General features: G+C 41.3%; 23 protein-coding genes and 1 tRNA gene. 14 read left to right on the top strand and 10 right to left on the bottom strand.

Annotation, left to right across the window (positions count from 1 at the left end; all coding sequences use genetic code 11):
- Window positions 1-252: 252 nt before the first annotated feature.
- Genes HMPREF1019_RS09775 through HMPREF1019_RS00135 form a run of 5 tightly spaced genes read left to right on the top strand, consistent with a single transcriptional unit; the run spans window position 253 to window position 4,636 of the window.
- Window positions 253-441 (top strand): hypothetical protein, encoded by a 189-nt coding sequence (locus HMPREF1019_RS09775; protein ID WP_083827820.1) that lies wholly within the window; start codon window positions 253-255, stop codon window positions 439-441.
- A gap of 46 nt (window positions 442-487) precedes the next feature.
- Window positions 488-1,546 (top strand): flavodoxin-dependent (E)-4-hydroxy-3-methylbut-2-enyl-diphosphate synthase, encoded by a 1,059-nt coding sequence (gene ispG / locus HMPREF1019_RS00150; protein ID WP_009293633.1) that lies wholly within the window; start codon window positions 488-490, stop codon window positions 1,544-1,546.
- 4 nt (window positions 1,547-1,550) lie between these two features.
- Window positions 1,551-2,963, top strand: coding sequence for a replicative DNA helicase (locus HMPREF1019_RS00145; RefSeq protein ID WP_009293632.1), 1,413 nt, complete (start codon window positions 1,551-1,553; stop codon window positions 2,961-2,963).
- Between the two features lie 2 nt (window positions 2,964-2,965).
- A complete protein-coding gene (locus HMPREF1019_RS00140; RefSeq protein WP_009293631.1) occupies window positions 2,966-4,213 on the top strand; it encodes a ComEC/Rec2 family competence protein in 1,248 nt (415 codons plus the stop codon).
- Window positions 4,214-4,264: 51 nt separating this feature from the next.
- A complete protein-coding gene (locus HMPREF1019_RS00135; protein ID WP_009293630.1) occupies window positions 4,265-4,636 on the top strand; it encodes a hypothetical protein in 372 nt (123 codons plus the stop codon).
- Between the two features lie 29 nt (window positions 4,637-4,665).
- Here HMPREF1019_RS00135 and HMPREF1019_RS00130 read toward each other — a convergent pair whose 3' ends face one another.
- From HMPREF1019_RS00130 to HMPREF1019_RS00095, 8 genes are read right to left on the bottom strand one after another with little or no spacing between them, the layout of a single operon-like run.
- A complete protein-coding gene (locus HMPREF1019_RS00130; RefSeq protein WP_009293629.1) occupies window positions 4,666-5,529 on the bottom strand; it encodes an EamA family transporter in 864 nt (287 codons plus the stop codon).
- Window positions 5,526-6,761 (bottom strand): TolC family protein, encoded by a 1,236-nt coding sequence (locus tag HMPREF1019_RS00125; RefSeq protein WP_009293628.1) that lies wholly within the window; start codon window positions 6,759-6,761, stop codon window positions 5,526-5,528. The genes HMPREF1019_RS00130 and HMPREF1019_RS00125 overlap by 4 nt, the downstream gene beginning before the upstream one ends.
- Window positions 6,758-9,784: an efflux RND transporter permease subunit gene (locus HMPREF1019_RS00120; RefSeq protein WP_009293627.1), complete on the bottom strand. Its 3,027-nt coding sequence runs from the start codon at window positions 9,782-9,784 to the stop codon at window positions 6,758-6,760. Before HMPREF1019_RS00120 ends, HMPREF1019_RS00125 begins: the two co-directional genes overlap by 4 nt.
- Window positions 9,781-10,524: an efflux RND transporter periplasmic adaptor subunit gene (locus HMPREF1019_RS00115; protein WP_009293626.1), complete on the bottom strand. Its 744-nt coding sequence runs from the start codon at window positions 10,522-10,524 to the stop codon at window positions 9,781-9,783. Before HMPREF1019_RS00115 ends, HMPREF1019_RS00120 begins: the two co-directional genes overlap by 4 nt.
- Window positions 10,521-11,786, bottom strand: a complete 1,266-nt coding sequence (locus HMPREF1019_RS00110; RefSeq protein WP_009293625.1) for a TolC family protein — start codon at window positions 11,784-11,786, stop codon at window positions 10,521-10,523. Before HMPREF1019_RS00110 ends, HMPREF1019_RS00115 begins: the two co-directional genes overlap by 4 nt.
- On the bottom strand, window positions 11,786-12,508 hold the full coding sequence (gene fliP, locus HMPREF1019_RS00105; protein WP_410369107.1) for a flagellar type III secretion system pore protein FliP: 723 nt from the start codon (window positions 12,506-12,508) through the stop codon (window positions 11,786-11,788). The genes HMPREF1019_RS00110 and fliP overlap by 1 nt, the downstream gene beginning before the upstream one ends.
- Window positions 12,509-12,519: 11 nt before the next feature.
- Window positions 12,520-13,299 (bottom strand): flagellar motor protein MotB, encoded by a 780-nt coding sequence (locus HMPREF1019_RS00100; protein WP_009293623.1) that lies wholly within the window; start codon window positions 13,297-13,299, stop codon window positions 12,520-12,522.
- Window positions 13,299-14,066, bottom strand: coding sequence for a motility protein A (locus tag HMPREF1019_RS00095; RefSeq protein ID WP_004318159.1), 768 nt, complete (start codon window positions 14,064-14,066; stop codon window positions 13,299-13,301). Before HMPREF1019_RS00095 ends, HMPREF1019_RS00100 begins: the two co-directional genes overlap by 1 nt.
- Window positions 14,067-14,202: 136 nt before the next feature.
- Here HMPREF1019_RS00095 and glmU point away from each other — a divergent pair, with 136 nt between their 5' ends.
- Genes glmU through truA form a run of 7 tightly spaced genes read left to right on the top strand, consistent with a single transcriptional unit; the run spans window position 14,203 to window position 20,578 of the window.
- A complete protein-coding gene (glmU, locus tag HMPREF1019_RS00090) occupies window positions 14,203-15,513 on the top strand; it encodes a bifunctional UDP-N-acetylglucosamine diphosphorylase/glucosamine-1-phosphate N-acetyltransferase GlmU (RefSeq protein ID WP_009293622.1) in 1,311 nt (436 codons plus the stop codon).
- Window positions 15,500-16,672, top strand: a complete 1,173-nt coding sequence (gene coaBC, locus HMPREF1019_RS00085) for a bifunctional phosphopantothenoylcysteine decarboxylase/phosphopantothenate--cysteine ligase CoaBC (RefSeq protein WP_034901176.1) — start codon at window positions 15,500-15,502, stop codon at window positions 16,670-16,672. Before glmU ends, coaBC begins: the two co-directional genes overlap by 14 nt.
- Complete coding sequence (locus HMPREF1019_RS00080) at window positions 16,639-17,355, top strand: hypothetical protein (protein WP_187364897.1); 717 nt, start codon at window positions 16,639-16,641, stop codon at window positions 17,353-17,355. The genes coaBC and HMPREF1019_RS00080 overlap by 34 nt, the downstream gene beginning before the upstream one ends.
- A 3-nt stretch (window positions 17,356-17,358) precedes the next feature.
- Window positions 17,359-18,030: a polyprenyl diphosphate synthase gene (uppS, locus tag HMPREF1019_RS00075; protein WP_009293619.1), complete on the top strand. Its 672-nt coding sequence runs from the start codon at window positions 17,359-17,361 to the stop codon at window positions 18,028-18,030.
- Window positions 18,031-18,037: 7 nt separating this feature from the next.
- Window positions 18,038-18,826, top strand: a complete 789-nt coding sequence (locus HMPREF1019_RS00070) for a prepilin peptidase (RefSeq protein WP_034900906.1) — start codon at window positions 18,038-18,040, stop codon at window positions 18,824-18,826.
- The gene (locus HMPREF1019_RS00065) at window positions 18,819-19,847 is read left to right on the top strand and encodes an LptF/LptG family permease (RefSeq protein ID WP_009293615.1); all 1,029 of its coding nucleotides are present in this window, start codon (window positions 18,819-18,821) and stop codon (window positions 19,845-19,847) included. The genes HMPREF1019_RS00070 and HMPREF1019_RS00065 overlap by 8 nt, the downstream gene beginning before the upstream one ends.
- Entirely contained in the window at window positions 19,847-20,578 is a 732-nt protein-coding gene (gene truA, locus HMPREF1019_RS00060; protein ID WP_009293613.1) for a tRNA pseudouridine(38-40) synthase TruA, read from the top strand. The genes HMPREF1019_RS00065 and truA overlap by 1 nt, the downstream gene beginning before the upstream one ends.
- A gap of 41 nt (window positions 20,579-20,619) precedes the next feature.
- On the opposite strand, the gene HMPREF1019_RS00055 is transcribed toward truA, so the two are convergent.
- A tRNA-Arg gene (locus HMPREF1019_RS00055) sits at window positions 20,620-20,696 on the bottom strand.
- A gap of 109 nt (window positions 20,697-20,805) precedes the next feature.
- On the opposite strand from HMPREF1019_RS00055, the gene HMPREF1019_RS00050 reads away from it, so the two are divergent.
- Both HMPREF1019_RS00050 and HMPREF1019_RS00045 read left to right on the top strand, forming a co-directional pair.
- Window positions 20,806-20,991, top strand: coding sequence for a hypothetical protein (locus HMPREF1019_RS00050; protein WP_009293610.1), 186 nt, complete (start codon window positions 20,806-20,808; stop codon window positions 20,989-20,991).
- A gap of 50 nt (window positions 20,992-21,041) precedes the next feature.
- Window positions 21,042-21,863: an adenylosuccinate lyase gene (locus tag HMPREF1019_RS00045; protein ID WP_009293607.1), complete on the top strand. Its 822-nt coding sequence runs from the start codon at window positions 21,042-21,044 to the stop codon at window positions 21,861-21,863.
- 73 nt (window positions 21,864-21,936) lie between these two features.
- Here the strand turns inward: HMPREF1019_RS00045 and HMPREF1019_RS09770 are convergent.
- A partial coding sequence (locus tag HMPREF1019_RS09770) for an SU10 major capsid protein (RefSeq protein ID WP_009293606.1) occupies window positions 21,937-22,536 on the bottom strand: 600 nt, incomplete at its 5' end.

The following is a 22,536-nucleotide window of genomic DNA, read 5'->3' as shown; positions in this document are numbered from 1 at the left end:
AGTAGTCAATTCTTGCGAGTGAGTGGAATTTTAAAATTTGCAAAATGGATTTTTAAAATTTAAAGCTTTATTTCTTTGTTAAGGGGGAAGAGGCTTGAATTACGGTCTGCTTGCAGTTGCGAGCTCGCGAAGCAAAGAAGCTCCCTTCCCCCCCCCTTTTTTTACAATCCCCTGTCTGCTCGCAGTTACGAGACGAAGCCTGAGTAAAGCCCCTACAACGTTAGAGGTGCATGCAATTGTGCTGGGCACTGCATGCGGTTAGAACTCGAGCAAATTTTAAAATTTATGAACGAGCATATCACGGCTCTAAATTTAGTGCTAAACGAAGTGCAGCCTAAATTTAGTAGTCTGCTAAGGCGAGTGAGTAAGATTTTAAATTTTGCATTTACAATAACAAACTGCCTGTATTTAAAAACTTTATTAATTTTTCAAGCCTTTTAAAAGCCATTTTTTTTTATAATCCCCAATAAAATTTAAAGGCAAAATTTTGCAACGATACCCGACAAAACAGATAAAAATTCGCGATGTTTTAATAGGCGGTGACGCACCGATCTCCGTGCAGTCGATGACATTTTCAAAGACAAAGGACGTAAAAGGCACGCTAGAGCAGATACAAAGGCTATATTTTGCAGGCTGTGACATCGTGCGCTGCGCAGTTTTTGACAAAGAGGACGCCAGCGCGCTAAAGCAAATCGTCGCTGGCTCACCCATCCCAGTCGTTGCAGACATACATTTTAACCACACCTACGCGCTCATCGTTAGCGAATTTGTCGATGCTATCCGCATAAACCCCGGCAACATCGGCTCAGCTAAAAACATAAAAGCAGTCGTTGATGCCTGCAAGCAGAGAAATTTACCTATCCGCATAGGCGTAAATTCTGGCTCGCTTGAAAAGCAGTTTGAGGACCGCTACGGCCGCACGGTGGAGGCTATGGTGGAGAGTGCCTTATACAACATCAAGCTTCTTGAGGATTTTGACTTTACGGACATTAAAATTTCGCTCAAATCAAGCGACGTCGAGCGCACTATGCAAGCTTATAGAGCGCTTCGCCCAAAGACAAACTACCCATTTCATCTAGGCGTAACAGAGGCAGGCACTACTTTTCACGCCACTATCAAGTCCGCGATCGCGCTTGGCGGACTGCTGCTTGAGGGCATAGGCGATACGATTAGAGTTAGCATCACGGGCGAGCTTGAAGAGGAGATCAAAGTCGCAAAGGCGATCTTAAAAGATAGCGGCCGCCAAAAAGAGGGGCTAAACATCATCTCATGCCCAACTTGTGGGCGTTTGCAAGCTGACCTCATGGCTGCAGTAAAGCTCGTAGAAGAAAAGACAAAAGGGATAAAAGAGCCGCTAAATGTCTCAGTGATGGGCTGCGTGGTAAATGCAATCGGCGAGGCAAAAGGCGCGGACGTAGCCATAGCATTTGGCAAGGGAAATGGCATGATCATGCGCCACGGCGAAGTGATCGCAAGGCTGCCTGAGAGCGAGCTTGTGGATAGATTTTTACAAGAGATCGACGACGAGATAAAGAGCAGAGGATAAAATAGTGGCAAAAGAGAGACTTAACGAGATAGAATTTAGCAACCTTTACGACCTTGATATGGAGCGAGCCATACTAAGCTCTATCATCGCAAACAACGACGCTTTGGGCGAAATTTTTGACACGATCAAGGCTGGGGACTTTTACCTAAAGGCTCACGCGCAAATTTACAAAGCGATGGTTGATTGTCTAAACGGCGACGTGCCTATCGCATCGACATTTATCAAAAACAAGCTTGGCGAAAACTATGATGACAACGTCATGGCGAGCATTTTGGCCACAAACTCGATCATCGATATCCAAAGATACGCTAACGAGCTAAAAGAAAAATCGATCAAACGCAGTCTAGTAAAGATCGCTCACGACATCCCAAGCAAGGTAAATGAGGACAAAGCTAGCCGCGATATGGTCGATGAGCTAAGTCAGGAGTTTTACTCTCTTGTCGATGGTAGCGGCACTGGTAGTATCAGAGATAGTGAAGATATCATAAAAAGCTTGATCGTGCACATGCAAAAGCAAGCAGCCCTAAATGAGCGAGATATCATCGGACTAAACACCGGCTTTAAAAAGCTAAATGAGATGATAAAAGGCTTTAAAAATGGCGATCTCATCATCATCGCAGCACGCCCTGGCATGGGTAAAACGACGCTTTGTCTAAATTTCATGGGGCACGTTTTAAAAAGTGGCGCTGGCGTCGTCTTTTTCTCACTTGAGATGCCAGCAGAGCAGATCATGATGAGGATGCTAGCCGACAAGACCTCGATCCCACTTCAAGAGATAATGACAGCAACCTTGGACGACGAGAAGCTCGCTCACTTTAGCCACGCATGCAGCGAATTTTCACACGCCAAGCTCTTTGTGCACGACAGCGGCTACGTAAATATCCACCAAGTAAGGACGCAGCTTCGCAAGCTAAAGTCGGCTCACCCTGAAATTTCACTCTGCGTCATCGACTACATCGGCCTTATGATGAGCACAAACAACTACGCCGATCGCCACATACAAATAGCTGAAATTTCTCGTGGCTTAAAGCTTCTAGCGCGCGAACTGGATATGCCTATCATCGCACTTTCACAGCTAAACCGCGGCCTTGAAGCACGCGCGAACAAGCGCCCTATGCTAAGTGACCTAAGAGAGTCAGGCGCGATCGAGCAAGACGCCGACATCATCCTTTTTGTCTATAGGCACGAGGTCTATCTGGAGCAAGAGGAGAACGAGAAAAAGAGCAAGGCAGCGGCTGAAGGCAAAGAGTATAAAAGCGAGCACGTTTTTAACAAGCTTCAAGAAAACGCCGAGATCATCGTTGGCAAAAACAGAAACGGCGAGGTCGGATCTATCGACGTGCTCTTTCAAAAGCAGTACTCACGCTTTTGCGATATCGCCACCACACCGGTGCAATCAACTGAATTTAAAGAGTAAATTTGCCAAAAAGCAGGCGTGTATTTTATTTTCTCCTGCTTTGCCTTTTGCTTTTTTGTCTAAATTTAGTGCTTAAATTTCACGAATATAACGCTTTTATGGAGCTTGGCGAGCAAGACATCGTTGGCAAAGTAAGCGTAAATTTTACCAAAGAAAAAAACGGCAAAAAGCGCCAAATCATCAGGATCGACACTTTAAATTTTAGCTTTTACACAACCGCTTCTAAAAAAGATAAGATCAGCCTTTATGACGTCGTGGCGCTTAGCGTTCAGCCAATAGACGTTAGTTTCAAAGAGTATCTTTCTGGCTCATTTTACATGCCAAGCTACGATAGAGCCGTCATCAAAAGAGATGATAACCTAAGGCAAAGAGCTATAAATTTCATCTCCGACCAGCACGAAGACGCTAAAATTTCGCAGCTTTTCTCAGCGCTCTTTCTTGGTACAAATGTCTTTGGCGAGCTAAGAGATGACGTCTCAAACTGGGGTGTGGCGCACCTCATCGCCATTAGCGGCTATCACCTTGGCGTTATAAGCGCGGTTTGTTTTTTTCTTTTAAAGCTCGTTTTTAAGCCCGTCTACGCAAGATATATGCCTTACCGCTCATATATTTTTGACTTTACGATCGCCGTATTTTTGGTGCTTTGCTTTTACTTTTACATGATCGGCTTTATAGCAAGCTTTTTGCGGGCATTTTTGATGAGCGTGGCTGGCTTTTACATGATCTGCAAAGAGATAAAGATCTTAAATTTCTACACGCTCTTTGGCGTTATCTTATTTAGCGTCGCCCTATTTCCGCAGCTTCTTTTTAGTGTTGGCTTTTATTTTTCATGTCTTGGCGTCTTTTATATCTTCGTATATCTTTTCTATTTTGCGCCCAAATTTAACCTGCTAGCAAACTCGCTACTTTTAAATTTATATGTCTTTTTTGCTATGGAGGTTGCCGTGCTTTACTTTTTCCCGCTCATTAGCCTCTTGCAGCTTAGCGTGCTAGCCCTAAACTACCTATTTGGCATATTTTATCCGCTAAGTTTTTTACTTCATCTTTTTGGATATGGCAGCATTTTTGATGAAATTTTAAGCAAGATGCTAGCTTTTAGACTAAGCTCTGGTAGTCTTCACATAAGCACATTTACCTTTTTACTCTATAACGCCATCACGCTTTTATGCGTTAAATTTAAGCCAGCAGCATTTTTACCACCGCTCTTTGGTGTGGTAGCCTTTTTAATTTTCTTGCTAAATTTTTCGTAGTCAAAATTTATTTAAATTTGCCGATATGCTTTTAAATTTAAAGGCGAGGCGATGCAGATAAACTCAAATTTTATAAATTTAAACAAAAGCACTCCCAAAAGTGGGCTAAATTTAAAGGCTGATGAAGTAAATTTAAAAAGCCAAAATTCACAAAATAGCGACAAAAGCGCTATCTTGCATGACGCTTCAAATTTAGTTAGCGAAACAAATAACGAGAGCGAGAGTAGCGCCGATATCATAAAAAAGCAGTTAGAAAAACTGCAAAAACAGCTAAAAGAGATTGAAGCTGCGATAAAGCAAGCAAGTGCGAGCAAAAATCCATACGCAAAAGAGCTAGTTGCTTCTCTCCAGAGCAAAAAAGGGGCTATCTTTGCTCAGATAATGCAGCTAAACGCCCAGCTTGTAAAGATGCAAGGCGCTTAAATAGCTCAAATTTAACCCTAAATTTAACCTCACGCGGTCTTTACGCCGTAAAATTTCATCACTCTATTATGAATTAACAGCGAGATATACATTATCACAGCGCCCAAAATAAGCCTTGTTAGGTTGGTATCCTTTTGCCAAAAAACCAAATTTACGATGATAGCAGCTGGTATGAGGGCGTTGTTCATGATGGCAAGCACACCGCTATCGACCTCGCAAGCGCCTTTGTTCCACATAAAATAGCCAACCCCGCTAGCAACCGCTCCAAGCCACAAAAGTACCAAAGTTTGGGTTAGATCAACGTGAAATTTAGCTGGATTGCCAAGTGTTGCGAGCGCGATCACTGCCACAAAAAACGCTCCAAAGTGAAAGTAGCCAAAGACCTTTTTTTGATCCACTTCAAACCTCTCCAAAAGCGCCTTATACGCACTCTGCCCTGCTCCAAAGCAGATGTTTGCTCCTTGCACCAGTAAAAAGCCCTTTATCGCCCCTTCGTTTATCGCGCCATACTTGATGATAAGCGCGCCAAAGACCGCCACACCAACGCTAAAGAGATAAAGCGGTCTAAATTTAAAGCTAAACGCATCGTAGATCAGCGTGACGTAAAACGGCGTAAAAATGGTAAAAAGCGCGACTTCAGGCACGCTTAGATACAAAAACGAGTTGTAGTAGCAAAGATACATTAGCCCTATTTGCACCGCTCCTATGCCCATTATGCCAAGGGCTAGCTTTGGACTAACGCCTCGAAATTTCGTAAATGGCAAAAAAACTAGGCTTGCAAGCGCCACACGCACAAAAACAGCCAGATAGCTATCGACCTTGCCAGCTAAAAACTCGCCTATCAAACTAAAGCTAAACGCCCATAAAATGGTCACAAAGATCAATTTATTCATTCTATCACCACCTCATTTATATTTCTTGCGCATTCAAAAAAGTATTCAAGCTTGTTTAGCTCGAGCAAATCGCCATTTAGGATAAAATTTGCCCTGTCGCTAAAATTTTTCTCACTCACAAACAAAAACTGCTCAAATTTTACCTTGCCGCTAAGATAGCAATTTAGCAGGTCATTAAAGTCGCTATCAAGGCTATCTTGCTTTAGCGAGTCTAAATTTAACCTAGCACTTAAGCCCTCTATCACGCCTCTTAGATCCTTTAGCCTAGCTATTATCCTGTTTTCTTCGTCGCTTAGATCAAGTGCGGCCTTTTGCTCCTCTATGCGTTTAGTTTGGCTTTGCTTGCTAAGGCTTAGGCTATCTGGCAGCTTCCACTCAAACTCCACTCTAGGCTTGTTCGCATCAGCATATGCATCAACCATCTGCGAAGTCGTCCTCTCACCTTTTTTAAAGCTGTTATTATTCACACTTTGCGTATCTTTTAAGTAAATTTTTGGAGCAAATTTGCTCTTTTGCTTCTCATTTTCTTGCTCTTTTATATATTTTTCTTGCTCCATAGCCCCAAGTTTGGCGCTTAGATCATCTTTGCTAAAATCAGGCATCACTATCTTTGAGCCAGCATTAAAGCCGATCTCGCCGTTTGAAAGCAAATTTATCCTTGAGTTTAGCTCGGCTAGCTTAAGTCCAAGCTCGTCAAGCTCGGCTCTTTTTTTATTTAAGGTGAAATTTATCGCATCAAATTCGCTCTTATCTATCTCGCCATACTCAAACCAAAACTCATTTTCAGCCGCAGCCTTGGCAAAGCTATCTACAAATTTTGTCTCTAAATTTATCAGCGAATTTAGCGCAACGGCGTTGAAATAAACCTTTGCGACCTGAAAAGCAGTGAGATTCATCAGCTCTTCATCTTTGTAAATTTTCTCCACACCCTTGTGGTCTAAAATCTTATCCGAAGCCTCGCTAGCACCACCGTCAAAGATGAGATACTCGACCTTTGCCGTGATCGATCCAGCCTTTGTCATATATCCGCCCTTTAGCTCGTCAGGCACAAAGGTATATCTGCCATCAAGGGATAAATTTAGCTTGTTGCTCTTGTTTTTATTTATATATTCATTTTTATTAAATTCTTTCAAACTCTCAAGCTTCGCACTTTGCGCCAGAGCGATGATCTCTAGTAAATTTCCAGCCCAAAGAGGCAAAGTAAAGAGCAAAACCGCCAAAATCTTCTTCAAATTCTCTCCCTTTCATAAAATTTTCTTATAAATTTATCAAGATTATAGACCCATGCAAAAAGCACTGGCACGACAAGCAAGCTTAGCAAAGTCGAGCTAATGAGCCCAAAGATGATGCTTATAGCCATAGGCGAGTTGGCCTCATAGCCAGCACCCCTGCTAAGAGCAAGAGGCAGCATGGCAAATATCATCGCAAAAGTGGTCATCAAAACAGCCCTTAGACGCTTCTTAGCAGCCATTTTCACAGCTTCGTTTGCCTCTATGCCGCTATTTGCAAAGTGGTTTGCAAAATCAACTACCAAAATGGCGTTTTTGCCGACCATGCCAAAGAGCAATATGACGCCAACCATGACAAATAGGCTAAATGGATTGCCGCTTATAAAAAGTCCGATCACGACGCCACAAAAGGCAAGCGGCATGGCTAGCATGATGAGAAATGGCAGCAAAAAGCTCTCATAAAGTGCCGCTAGCACCATGTAAATAAGCACCGCGCTAGCACTCACCGTAAAGATAAACGAAGCGTTTGTATCATCCATGAGCTCGACAAATCCAAGAAATTTATACTTGAAATTTGCTGGCAAAATTTCATCAAGCTTCTTTGAAATTTCATTTGCCACGCTATTTAGCGGAGCGTTGTTTTTAGTATTTGCTAAAAATTTGATCTCATCGGCTCTATTAAACCTTGAAATACTAGCTGGCTTTTGCTCAAAACTAATCGTCGCCACATCGCCAAGTGTGACAAAAAAGCCCTCATTGCTTCTTATCTTGGTCTTTAAGATATCATTTGTATCGCTTCTAAATTTATCATCAAGGCGCATGTAAAGCTCATACTCTTTGCCATTTTCGTTTTCAAAAACAGAGACCTCGTTCTGGCTAAATGCGCTATAAACGGCACTTGCAACGCTGGCTTTGTCTAAATTTAGCCTCTTAGCCTTATCTTCATCGATAGAAATTTGCACACGCTTTAGCAGATCTTCTTCGGGCGAATTTACGTCCGTTGCGTCATTTATCTCTTTTAGCATCTTGCTGATCTTTGGCACAAATTTCTCTAGCTCTTTGCCATTTTCAGATGTGATAGTAAGCTTAACTGGCTGCACATCGCCACCTTCAACCACCGGAAGATCAGCCACGATGACGCTCATATCATCACTTTTTAGCTTGTCGCGAAACCTCTGCATGATAGCGTTTTGCCGCTCGTGATTAGCTCTATCTTTTAGCTCCTTTAGCCTAACGTAAGCCTTTACAAGATAAGGCTGCTTGGCGTCTGTGTAGCCAAGGATGAAGTAGGCGTAAGCGACCTGAGGGTCGGCGTTTATGAGTGAAATTTTATCTTTTAGCCTCTCTTTGCTAGCTTGCAGGCTAAGCGAAGGATCAAGCTTAAAGTAGATATTAAACTCCGAGTTATCCTCGCTTGGCATAAAGTCACCGCCTACAAATTTAGCCAGAGCAAATGAGCAAACAACGACCACAATCGTTATAGCTAAAAATATGAGCTTAAATTTAAGCGCTAAGGCTAAAATTTTCTCGTAGCCATTTTCAAGCGCTTCAAAAAAGGGCTCACTTTTTAGAAAAAAGCTGCTTTCTTTGGCATTTACAAACCTAGCACTAAGCGTTGGCACAAGAAATATGCTCACAAAAAACGAGATGACGATGCCAGCTGCTACGCTCATCGCAAAGGAGTTAAAGTATTTGCCAACGATGCCACTCATAAAGGCTATTGGCACAAAGACGCAAAGCAGCACGAGCGAGATCGCAAAGACGCTAAATGCTATCTCTTTTATGCCTGCAAAGCTTGCTTTTAGGGCATTTGGCTCATCTTTTAGCTTGCTAGCGATGTTTTCAGTGACGACTATCGCATCATCGATGAAGATACCGATACCAAGGGTCAGCGCTATGAGGCTTAGGCGGTTTATGTCGTAGCCTAGGGCATTTATGATGAAAAATGTCACTACGATGCTAGTTGGTATCGCTACGACTGAGATGATGGTGATCGAGAAATTTCTTAAAAAAAGATAGACGATCACGATGGTTAGCAAGACGCCAAGGATCATATCAAAGGCGGTTTGATCGATGTGCTTTTGTATCACTTCGCTCTTATCGTAGGCTATTTTTACGTCGTATTCGCTGCCAAGCAGGCTTTTAAACTGATCTAGCTTTACTTTAGCTAGGGCGATCACGGTTAGAGCGTTTGCATCTGGGGCTAGCTCAAGGCCAAGCAAGACGCCACTTTTTTTATCCATTATCGCTGCTTCGTTTGCGTCTTTGTAAGCAAGATCAACACTTGCGATATCTTTTAAAAAGACCCCTTGTTTGATCGTTAAATTTCTTATCTCATCTATGCTTTTGGCACTGAAATTTGACTTGATCGCCATTTGGATTTTTTCATTTTCTATCTTGCCAAGAGGTGCTTTTAAATTTTCAACCTTTATCAAATTTGCCACTTCGTTTGCGCTAAGAGCGTTTTTATCAAGCTTAAATCTATCTAGTAAAACTTTCACCGCTGGCTCTAAAAAGCCATTTGTCTTAACCTTTGAAACGCCGCTAATGCGCTCCAAAAATGGCTTTGCCACGTCATCGATCTCTTGCATGAGCTTAGTTTCGTTGCCATCAAGCCTTGTGATAAAGAGGCTAAACACCGAAGAAGAAAGCCCATTTAGCTTTTCTATCTCGTAGTTTGCGTTTAACCTTGCCTTTTGCATCTTGTCGCGAACGTCGTTTGTAGCGCTCTCTAGGTCTTTGTTTAGCTCAAATTCGATGCTTACCACGCTTAGGTTATCAAAGCTAGTTGAGTAAAGCTTTTTTATCCCCTCGATGCTTGAGACCTCGTCCTCGATCTTTTGCGTGATCTTTGTCTTGATGTAGTTCATGTCGCCGTTTGCGTAGGTCGTGATCTTAACGATTGGGATATTTACTTGCGGGTATAAATTTACATTCATCGTCTTTAGCGAGTAGATGCCAAAGACAACGAGGCTTAAAAATATCATAAGCGTAGTTATGGGGCGGTTTATGGCTGTTTTTATCATTTATTTTCGCCGATTATCACTTTTCCTTGACCAAACATGCCTGGCTTTAGCCCGCCATCATAAGCCTGGGCGTAAAATTTCCTGGTCTCTCGCTTAATCTCTGGGTAAATTAGCGCGATTTTTACCTCTTTTTCCTCGCTTGTTGCGTCAAGCTTAAATTTAAATATGTCGCCAACTTTTACTAAATTTGCATATTTTTCATCGATCGCTATTAAAATTTTAGCCTCCTCGGAGTTTAAGACAAAGGCTGGCTGAAGTGGCGAAGCACTCTCGCCAAGCTCGACATTTTTACTAGCTATGACGCCATCAAACGGAGCTTTTAAAACGGCCTTTTTAAGATGATCATCTGCGTTTAAAATAGCTATCTCAGCCGCTTGCACCCTAAGAACTGCCTCGTCAAATTTATACTTTACCTCATCAAATTCTTGCTTTGAAGTGACGTCCTTTACTTGGCTAAATTTATTAAAGGTGCTTTTAGCAAATTCTTTGGCATTTTTGGCAAGCGCTAGGTCGTTTTTTGCCTTTTTTAGAGCGATCTCAAGGCTTGTTTGATCAAGGCTAGCTAAAGTGTCGCCCTTTTTAACGTGGCTTGAAACATCTACAAAAATTTTATCCACCTTGCCGTTGCTCTCAAATGCAAGCTTTGAGCTTTGCTTGGCATAGACTTCAAAATCAGCAAAAATCTCCTCTGCTGCAAATGAAAAAATGCAAAATATCATTAAAATTATCAGCTTTTTCAATCCCTAATCCTCTCTAAAATGCTCTCGCCACTCTCAAAAAAATACTCCGCTTTTTTGATCTCTAGCTCGTCTTTCGCCCCTTCAAAAAGGCTAATGGCGTCAAATTTCTGAGAGAGTGCTTCAAGCAGGTCGCTATACCCTAAAAGCCCAGAGTTATACTTCTCAAAGCTCGCTCTAAGCGCAAGATCGCTTGCTTTTACATACTCATTTAGTGAAGCGATCTTTGAGCTAAGAGTTGCGATCTCGTTTTGTAAATTTTTAAGTTTGGTATCGTTTTCACGCTTTTTATACTCTAAATTTAGCCTCGCTTCATCAAGCGCGATCTTGCTAGCTTGGCTCATCTTGCTAGTGGCAAAAAAGTCAAAAATTTTCCACCTAAAGCTAACGCCAAATTTATTGCCGTGTGTGTCCTCTTTTAGATATTTATCAAGATATGGGCGGTAAGCGCTATATTTGCCAAGGTCGATGTCGTAGTTATTTTTGTAAAATCCATAGGTGTCATAAAGCATGATTTGGGGCAAAAAGCCAGCTCTTGTCTCGCTAAGCTTAGCCTCGCTTAAAGATATATCTTGACTTAGCCTGTCAAGCTCGGCATTTTTTGAAGCTAAATTTGAGCTAATCTCAGCCATTTTTGCCCCGCTAAGTGGCGCGATTTGCTCGCCTGTTAGCAAATTTATCTCATTTAAAATTTGCTCCATTTTATTTTTGTATTCAAGCTGCGTGCTGTTTGCTAGGTGGTATTTTGCTCGCACGTTTTCTAGCTCATCTTTTGGGGCAAGCCCTGCTTTATTTGCCTTTTCAAGCTTGTCTAAAACGCCTTTTAAGAAATTTGCCTGAGCGTTTTTGGCGGCTACTATATTTTCAAGTGTGCAGGCGTTAAAGTATAAATTTACAGCCTTAAAGGCAAGGTAGTTTTTGGCTTCATCGTTTGCGATGGCAGCTTTGTTTTTTAAAAGCTGGCTCATCTTTAGCCTAGCCTCTCTAGCTCCACCATCATATAGTAAAAAATCAATCCTAGCTAGCACGCCAGCTGACTCTTTGGCGACTATGCTTGGGAAGGTGCTTGCGTTTTTGCCGTATGAGCCCTCTAGGCTGAGGCTTGGCAAATAAGCGCTTGATGTTGCTTCATCACTTAAATTTGCTCTTTTTAGTTCAAGCTCTTTGATCTTTGAAATTTCGTTTTGAGTGGCCTTGTTTGCTATCTCGCTTAAATTTGATCCAAATAGCGCCAAAGGCAAAAGTGCTAATAAAATTTTTTTCATCAGTGAAAGCTCTTTACGAGGTTTCCTATTAGCAAATTCCAGCCATCAACTAGCACAAAGATGAGTAGTTTAAATGGCAGCGAGATCATGACAGGAGGTAGCATCATCATACCCATCGCCATCAAAACGGAGCTTACGACCATGTCGATAACAAGAAATGGCAGATAGAGCAAAAATGCTATCTCAAAAGATGTCTTTAGCTCGCTTATCATAAAGGCTGACATCGCGATGCTTAGCGGGATATCCTCGATATTTGCTGGATTTTGCAAATTTCTTATCCTAAAAAATAGCGCAAGATCTTTTTCTCTAGTGTTTTTCACCATAAATTCTTTAAACGGCTTTAAACTCTTATCAAGCATGTCCTCATAGCCTATCTGCTCGGCTATATAAGGCTTTATACCCTCATCGTAGCTTCTTTGACCAACCGGCTCCATGATGAAAAATGTAAGTACCATCGCAAGCGAGATAAGCACCGTTGAAGGTGGCACTTGTTGCGTGCCCATCGCTTGACGCAAAAATGAAAATACAATGACAAGGCGCAAAAAGCTCGTCATCATAAAGATGAGTGAAGGAGCGAGTGCTAGTGCGGTGAGGACTAGTAAAACATTTAGTGAATTTACAAGCTGCTCGGCATTTTGCGGTGAATTTAGGCTTAAATTTATAGTTGGTAGCGCAGGATCAGCGCCAAAAACCACACAAAACAAAACCGCTAAACTAAGCAGTGCTTTCACGACTAATTCCTCGTATCAAGGATACTTTTCTTAGTAGCCTCTTTATTTTTTGGCTCGAGCGAGACGAAGTGAATTTCCACTCTATTGTTTTTAGCTCTGCCCTCCTCTGTGCTGTTGCTAGCGATCGGATCAAAAGAGGCTCTGCCAGAAGTGATAAGCCTCTCTTGTGGCACGCCATCGCTAACTAGCTCTTCAAGCACACTTAGCGCTCTTGCGGTAGAGAGCTGCCAGTTGTTTTTGTATATAGAGTCTTTGCTTGGATTTGTATTATCAGTGTATCCGATGATATCTGTTTTTACCTCATTTGGCATTTTGGCTATGATCATGCCTATTCGCTTTAAAAAGAGCTTCGCATCCTCGCCAGAAATTTCAGCACTATCTTTGTCAAAAAGCATCGCAGCTGGAAGCCTAACGATAAAGCCATCCTCGCTCTCCTCCATCGTGATCTCAGGTGCCCCGCTAGCCGTTAGTAGCTCATTTATCTTTTTAACAGTCGAAGTGACCTCATTTTGAGCGCCTTTTTGAGCTTTTGGCTTTGGAGTGCGTCTGCTTTCAGGATCTGTCTCTTTTTCTACCTGACTATCTGGTCTTGCGCCACCCTCTAGCACGCTTAGCGCACCAGCTAGTGAGCCAACAGCAGCCTCCATCTTTTTAGCATCCATTGTCGCCATAGAAAGGAGCAAAACGAAAAAGCAAAGCAGGAGCGACATAAGGTCACCAAAGGCAGCCAGCCACTCAGGCATACACTTTGGGCACTCTTCTGGTTTTATTAATTTACCCATTATTCAAACTGACTTTTTCTATCTTTTGGAGGTAAAAATGCTAAAAGCTTAGCCTCAAGCGTTCTTGGGTTATCTCCTGCTTGTATCGCCATGATACCCTCTAAAATAACTTGCTTCTCAAGCGCCTCATCAGCATCGCGGATTGAGAGGATATTTGCAACAGGTGAGCCGATGATGTTACCTATCATCGCACCATAAAGTGTCGTAAGCAAAGCAACCGCCATAGATGGACCGATCGCACTAGGATCTGACATGTTAAGAAGCATCGCAACAAGACCGATAAGCGTACCGATCATACCCATCGCACCCGCAAAACCACCAACTTGCTCGAAAATTTTGATGTTATTTGCATGTCTTGTGCTAGTCTGATCGATATCGATCTCTAAAAGCGCTCTGATCGCATCTGGCTCATTGCCATCGACCGCCATTGAAAGACCTTTTTTTAAAAACTGATTTGATTCGTTATTTACCTCGCTCTCAAGTGCTAAGATGCCATCTCGCCTAGCTTTGGTTGAGTAATCAACTACTTTTTTTATAGTCTCAGGTAAATTTACAACGACTGATGGCTTAACAGCAACACCATAAAATTTACCAACACCTTTAAGCGTCTCCATCTTGAAGCCAACCATCATAACGCCGATAGTACCACCAAAAACGATCATCACAGAAGGGATATCGATGTATGGTCCTATACCAACGCCTATCGCCATTGATCCAAACAAAAGCACGAGGGTCAAAACCCAGCCGACGACGGTTCCTAAATCCATTTAAACTCGCTTTATTTATAAATTCTTAAGAATTGCTATTTTATTAGCTTTTTGTTGAAACAATCGTTAAATTAAAAAAAATGTTTGCCATTTTTTGCTACAATCTGCGAAATTTTTAACGTTAAAAGGCTTAAAAATGAACAACAATACCTCAATCATAATCCTAGCTGCTGGTCTTGGTACCAGGATGAAATCAAAACACCCAAAGGTCCTATTTGAACTATGTGGCGAGCCGATGATCATTCACATCTTAAAGCAAGCTTATGCGATCACAAATGATGTTAGCGTCGTGCTTCACTACGAAAAAGAGTTAATTAGCAAAAAAATAAAAGAAATTTTCCCTCAAACTAAAATTTTCGAGCAAGATCTAGCAAATTTCCCAGGCACAGCAGGCGCGATAAAGGGCGTAAATTTAAGCGGCGAAAAGGTGCTTGTCACTTGCGGCGACATGCCACTTGTTAGATCAACTGATCTTATGCGCCTAGCAAACGCTGAAGCAGACGTGGTTATGAGCTCATTTGAAGCGGCAAATCCTTTTGGCTACGGCAGAGTTATCATAAAAAACGGCAAAGTTGAGGCCATCGTCGAGCAAAAAGATGCGAGCGAAGCGCAACTTGCCATAAAAAGCGTAAATGCTGGCTGCTACTGCTTTAAACGCGAGGCGCTAGAGCAAATTTTACCGCTCATAAGCAATCAAAACGCACAAAAAGAGTACTACCTAACTGACGCCATAAAAATAGCAAACGAAAAGGGCTTAAAGTGCGTTGCAGTAAATGTTAATGAGCAAAATTTCATGGGCATAAATGATAAATTTCAGCTAAGCATCGCTGAAAAAATCATGCAAGATGAGATCAAGCAAAATTTGATGAAAGCTGGCGTTTTGATGCGCATGCCTGAGAGCATTTTCATAGACAGCAGGGCTAAATTTGAAGGCGAGTGTGTATTAGAAGAAAACGTAAGCATACTTGGCGAGTGCGTTATCTCTGAGAGCATCATCAAAAGCTCATCAGTGATCGAAAGTAGCGTCATCAAAAACTCAGACATCGGCCCGCTAGCTCACATAAGACCAAATTCTGAAATTTCTGACACGCACATAGGAAATTTCGTCGAGGTTAAAAAAGGCGTTCTTAGCGGCGTAAAAGCTGGACATTTGAGCTATCTTGGCGACTGCGAGATAGAAAGTGGCACAAACATCGGTTGTGGCACGATCACATGCAACTACGACGGCAAGGCAAAATACAAAACCAAGATCGGCAAAAACGTCTTTGTTGGCTCAGATACACAGCTAGTTGCCCCTGTAAATATCGCTGATAACGTCATCATCGCAGCTGGTAGCACCATCACAAAAGACGTTGAGAGTGGAGCTCTAGCTATCAGCAGAGGTCGCCAAGAGAATAAAAGCGGCTTTTTTGAGAAATTCTTTGGCAAAGACGATGTTAAAAAATAAGAAAATTTTACTTGCCGTTTGCGGCAGTATCGCCTTTTATAAGGCATTCGAAATTTTATCACTGCTTAAAAAGCAAGGCGCAGATGTTTATGTGGCTTTAAGCGACGGAGCGCTTGAATTTTGCAGTGTAAGCGGCTTTGAGGCGCTAAGCGAGCATAAAATTTTAAGCTCACAAACGCAAAACTGGCAAGATGGCGTAAATCACATAGCCTACTCTAAAATGGATCTAGTCCTCATCGCACCTGCATCGGTAAATACGATAAATAAGCTAACAGCTGGCATCTGCGACAATGTCTTTATGCAAACGCTAATCGCTGCCTCACACGTGCCTTTAGTCGTTGCCCCAGCTGCAAATAACAATATGATCGAGCATTTTGCGACACAAAATTCACTTGAAATTTTAAATAAAAACGGCGCTTTAGTGGTTGAGCCAGTGCTTAAAACTCTAGCTTGTGGTGACATTGGCAAGGGTGCTTTAGCAAGTCCTGAAGTGATAGTAGAAGCTGCCATTAAAAGGCTTAGCAGGCCACTTTTTGCAGGCAAAAAAGTGGTGATAACTGGTGGCGCAACAGCCGAAAAGATAGATGATGTTAGAGCCATTACAAATTTCTCAAGCGGAAAGATGGCAAGAGCCTTGGCTAGAGCCTTTTACTACGCAGGTGCAGAGGTAAAACTGCTTGCTAGCTTTGAAACTAGTAGCGAACCATTTGAGTGTCTTAAATTTAGCTCAAGTAGCGAGCTTTTAGAGCTTTGCAAGAGCGAGTGCGAGGAGGCAAATTTACTTGTAATGTGCGCTGCGGTGAGCGATTTTGTACCGACAAAGATAGATGGCAAGATAAAAAAAGAGGACGTTAAAGAGAGCTTAAATTTAAGCCTAAAGAGAAATGTCGATATTTTGCAAAGCTTAAAAGAGCTTAAATGTAAAAAGATCGGCTTTAAGCTTGAAATCTCAAACGAAAGTGCTCTAAAAAGCGCTAGATCAATGCTAGAGAAAAAAGGGCTTGATGCAGTTTGTCTAAATATCTTGGGCGAGAAAAATGGCTTTGCAAGCGAGCAAAACGAGGTAAATTTCATCACAAAAAATAACGAGATTTTACTACCGCTTGCCTCAAAAGATGAGATCGCATGGCGCATCGTGGAGCTAGCAGCAAATTTATGATAGAGCAGATCTCATGCGTCCAAAAGATTGCAAAAAATAGCCAAGCTCCGCTAGTAGCGATAAATTCATCCTTGCCGCTTAGTATTTTGGTGAGCCAAAAGGTCGGCTTTAACAGATATATCTTAAATTTCGCAAATAGAAATTTAAACACAAAAAGCGTAAAAGAGCTAAACGTGGGCTCTAGATACTGGGGCGAGGTGCATAGTCAGGGCGAAAACATCGTCATAAAAAATTTATACGAAAAACCAAAAATTTTAGATGAGGACGTTTTGGCTGATGGGCTAAATTTGATAGAAAATTTAGTAAAAAATGAGAATTTATCGTGGCTTTACAGCTATTTATTTAAAAACTTAAGCGAAGTTAAAACAAAAGATGAGATGAGAGTGCTAGCAAAAATGCTCTTTGCTCTGCAAGAAAATGTCGTGCATATACCATTTGCGTATAGCGGTACAAACGGCATTTTCCAGCTTAAAAAAGAGGCAAATGAGATGAGAGTTTTTCTTGTTTTTTCAAATTTTGCGCCACTTATTTTTAAATTTAAAGATGAAAATTTATATGAGATCGCAACTCCATTTAGCAACGTCGCAAGCTTGCTAAAAAGCGAATTCAGCGCCGCAGTTATGGTGCAAAACGTAAGCGCTCTTTGGAGCAAAAAAGAGCAGATAATTGACTTTAAAGGCTAGATATTGAACAAACTTAACCACCTCGCTATCATCATGGACGGCAACGGACGCTGGGCGAAAAAGCGTGGATTTTTGCGGACAAATGGGCACGAGACAGGAGCAAATGTGGTGAGCGATATGTGCGAATTTTGTATCGATAATGGGGTGAAAATTTTAAGCCTTTACGCATTTAGCACCGAAAACTGGAAAAGACCGCAAAAAGAGGTTGATTTTTTGATGAATTTGCTTAAGAAATTTCTTCTTTTAAAGCGTAATGATTTTATAAAAAATGGGATCAAATTTAACACGATCGGCAACATCTCGCCGTTTAGTGACGAGCTAAAAAATGAGATAGAGATCACCAAAGATGCGACAAGGGAAAATACAAATTTGCTTTTAAATTTAGCAATAAACTACGGCTCAAAAGATGAGATCATAAGAGCTGTGCGAAAACTAAATTTAAAAGGCTACGAGATAAATGAAGCGAGCCTAAATGCGGCACTTGATGAGAGTGAGCCGGTGGATCTTCTCATTAGAACTGGCGGCGAGAGCAGGCTTTCAAATTTCATGCTCTGGCAGGCAAGCTACGCGGAGCTATTTTTCACGCCGACACTTTGGCCTGACTTTAGCAAGGATGAGCTTATGGGGATCGTTACTAAATTTAAAGATATAGAGCGAAGATTTGGCGGGGTTTAGTGAGATAATGGATATTTTGGTCATCTTTTTTGCCGTTTTTGCTTTTGTTTTTGGCATCTGCGTGGGGTCATTTTCAAATGTGCTAATCTACCGCTTGCCACGAAATGAAAGTATAAATTTCCCAGCCTCGCACTGTCCAAAATGCTCTCACAAGCTAAATTTTTATCACAATATCCCGCTTTTTTCATGGCTATTTTTAGGCGGCAAATGCGCCTTTTGCAAGCAAAAGATAAGCCTTGTCTATCCGCTGGTTGAGCTAGCCTCTGGGCTACTTTTTCTGATCTGTTTTTTTAAAGAGTGCGGCGAAATTTTAAGCGTAGAAACTCTGCTTTATGCGCTATTTTTAGGGCTTTGCTTTATCATGCTACTAGCCCTTAGTGTCATAGACATAAGGTATAAAGCCGTGCCAGATCCTCTTCTTTTTGCGGCGCTATTTTTTGCATTTGCCTACGCCTTGCTACTTTTTATCTTTAAAGGAAATTTTGCTCAAATTTTAAATTTAATTCTTTTTGGCTTTATATTTTGGGCGCTGAGATTTGTCGTGAGCTATGCGATGAAGCGCGAAGCCATGGGCAGTGCTGACATATTTATCGCAGCGATCATCGGAGCCATTTTACCAGCCAAGCTAGCCCTTGTGGCGATCTATCTAGCTGCACTTCTTACGCTTCCAGTCTATGCGATCGTTCGTAAAAAAGGCTATGAGCTAGCCTTTGTGCCATTTTTAAGCCTGGGACTGCTTGTCACCTACGCTTTTGACGGGCAAATTTTAGAAATTTTAAGGTTCATTTATGAGTAGAGTAAATAAATATCTTTTGTTTAACTTTTTAGGCACGTTTGCATCGCTATTTAGTACGCTTTTTTTGATCATGTCGATCGTATTTTTCATCCAGATCGCGCGTATCACCTCATACATCGAGATCAGCTTTGGTGAGCTCTTCAAACTCTACTCATTTATGCTCCCACGCGTACTGCTCTTTGTTGTGCCTATCGCGTTTTTCGTCTCGCTTGCGATGACGCTTTTTCGGCTATCAAAAGAGAATGAAAGCATCGTTATCTTCACACTTGGTGGCTCGCCAAATAAGATCGCAAGATTTTTCTTAGCTTTTTCAGCCCTTTTAAGCGCTGCCTTGCTGGTAGTTGCCATCGTCATGATACCAATAGCCGCCCAGCTAAATGCAAATTTCATCGACTACAAAAAGACGGTTGCAAAGCTAAATTTAAAGCCGACCCAGTTTGGACAAAAATTCTCCGACTGGATGGTCTATGTGGGCAGCGAAAGCGAAGACAAAAATGGCACAACCTACAAAGATATCGTGATGTTTAACCCCTTTGTCAAAGACTCACAGCGCCTAATAACCGCCAAAAACGCAAAGATCATAAACGTGGGTCAAAGCGTAGAACTCTCTTTAAACGAGGGCAAAATGTATGACATCAGAGATGAAATTTATCACCAAAGCAACTTCAAATCAATGAAGATAAGAACCGCCCAAAGCGAGGAGATAAGCGACGTTGGCAGCATCAAAGAGTACTGGTTGGATGCAGCTAGCAGCGATAAACGCCGAAAAGACCTTAGCACCTACGTCCTAGTGGCTCTTTTCCCGCTTGCTAGCACGCTCTTTGCGATCAGTCTTGGCATCGTCACATATAGATACGAAAAGGGCATGGTCTATGTGGGCACTTTTGGCGTTTTGTTTGGATATTTTACGCTCATAATGCTCTTTTCATCAAAGCCAGCGCTTGCGATACCGCTCATATTTTTCGTATTTTTACTAGCTGGTGTCTTGCTTTATAAAGCCAAGATCACACGAAGATACTGATGAAAATTCAGCTAATCTACAGCTACGATGGCTCGAAATTTCAAGGCTCACAGACCCAGCCGCACGAAAACGGCGTAGAGGATGAGCTTGCGCGCGCCCTAGCTCACGTTGGCATTTTCAAAAGAGTTATCTCTAGCTCGCGCACCGATAAAAGCGTGCACGCAAACAACCAAAGCTCAAGCGTCGTTTGCGGCGATCACTTTAAAGATTTAAATCGCCTAAAAGATCTTATAAACCGCCACGCACACCCAAGCATACACATAAAACGCATAAATTTGGTGGATGATAGCTTTCAAGCAAGATTTGACGCGGTCGCAAGGTCTTATAGATATGTGATAGATCACGGTAAATTTGATGTTTTTAGCTCAAACTACAAGGTGTTTTTGCCTAAATTTGATATCAAAAAGGCAAATGAAATTTTGCGTAATTTTATCGGCGAGCATGATTTTAGCGCATATATGAAAACTGGGAGCGACACAAAAAGCCCAGTGCGCGAAATTTACAAAGCATTTTGCTACGCATACAAAGAGCAAACTATCATCGTTTTTAAGGCAAATGGCTTTTTGCGCGGCCAAGTGCGCCTCATGGTTGCAAATTTACTAAAAGCGCTAAAGCAAAAAGACGGCAGCGAGCTCATCAAAGCTTCGCTAAATGGACGTCCTGCTTTAACTCGCATACCAGCGCCTGCTGAAGGGCTATATCTAAATAGAGTTTTTTATAAATTTAACTAATCTCAAAAGTGGTCTGAAAATAAAATTTGGGGAGAAAAGGATGGTGCGCCCGAGAGAATTCGAATCTCTGACCTTTTGAACCGCAATCAAATGCTCTATCCAGCTGAGCTACGAGCGCACATGAAAAATTAAGTTGTGATATTAACTAAACTTTCCTTAAAAAGAGATTGTATTCATTTTAAATTTATAACCTTTTTAGTAAAATCCTTTGAGCAAAAGGAGCAAAAATGAACGATTTTTTCGATAGTCTAAAAGAGATCAAAAAAGAGCTTACAAAAGAGCAAGGCGTGGCAAAAAAGCCCCAAAAAGAGGTCGCTTCTCACACAAAAGAGGAGGCGATCTTACACAAAGAACAAAAACTAAGAGATGAGTTTTTGACATATACAAAAGATAGCAATATCAGAAAAATTTAACTTTGGAACGCTAGTTGCTTTAAATAGGGATATTTTGAATGGAGAAACCCATGAATATAACCCAAACTTTAGAATCTTTAAGCATTTTAACCGATAGCGACGCTCTTTTTTGCGAGCTTCGCGCACTGATAAGTAAAAATTTCACAAAAACCCTAGCAAACAAAGACAAGATTATCTCTTTTTACGAAGAGAGCGAGATTCCACAGCGAAAATGCTTTTTAAAATTTATAAAAAAACTCTATGAAAAACAGGGCAACGAGCTTGATGTGACTTTTGCAAAATACAAAACTATAAAACTATCTTTAGTGCAAAGAAATGCTCTAACAAACATCTACAACATCGACATCGACTTTCTTAACGATGAGATGATCTTTACGCTAAACAACACTCCAAGAGCTTTTGCTAGCTACATTTTGCAAAATTTCAAAGGCAATGAGTCTAAATTTGATGAGAAAAATCATAAATTTAGCCTAAAAATAAAAAAAAGTGACTTTGGCTTGATCGAAGAGATCATTTCAAGACGCGAGCATCTAAAATTTATAGTAAATTTTAACTACAATGAAGTCAAATTTCAAGAGTTTAAGAGAAATTACAAGATCCAAAACTCGGCCAAATTTAAAAGTCGTTTCAGCGCTTTGGCAAATTTACTAGAAGAAAATTTTGAAATTTTAGGCTGCTCAAATAAAGACAGCTTCGAAACCGTAAGAGATAGCTACCTAGCCCTTGCTAAAATTTATCACCCAGACAGACACTCAAACAAGAGTGAAAGCATCAAAAACGAGTATAACGCTAAATTTAAAAAGATCCAAGCAGCCTACGAGGCACTAAAACCGTTCTTTAAAAACCAAGAGAATTTTATAAAGGTAGGCTAGTAGTTTAATGCATATATAAACCTATATATCATGAAATAATAGTTTTGCTATTTTGCTAGAAATTGCTGCATCATTATAAAATTCTTTTTATTTCTAATTTTTTTGCTGTTATTTTAAAAATATCTTCGTTTAGCTTTACAACAATTATATTATATATTTCTCTTTTAGCATCTTTAGCAGTATACGACTCCGCACCTTTAGCCAAGAAGTAAAATAAGCCTGCCATTTCACCCGCTGTTGCGTCAGTTCTAACAGTTGGTGCTTTAAACACACTCTTTTTAACATCAGCATCACGACCAAGACCAAAAATAGCATACTCCATATCTAGCTTATGTTCTTTTGCTCTTTTAGCTGTCTCACGCTCTAACTCTTTACCGCCGTAAGTAGCCACTGCTTGCATACTTCTTGAAACACTAACGTTTGAAGTAAAAATTTGCACTGCATTTGAAGTCTTTTGCACACTTGATTTGATCTGATCGTCAAAGTCAGAAATCTCTAGCTGTGCGTTTTTCTTTGGGGCAGCTAAGCTGTCAGTTAGCCAAGAGTGCTCTATACCTTTAACACTTGAAGTGCCAATAAGTTTAAGTATAGGCGTCTCGTCAGCACCTATTAAGATTATGTTTTCATAGACTGAGGGCTTTAAGCCTTCACGTTTTGTAGCTGGGGCTTGAAA

The organism is Campylobacter sp. 10_1_50 (genome assembly GCF_000238755.1).
GTDB lineage: Bacteria > Campylobacterota > Campylobacteria > Campylobacterales > Campylobacteraceae > Campylobacter_A > Campylobacter_A concisus_R.
This window is presented reverse-complemented; position numbering and strand designations above follow the sequence as displayed.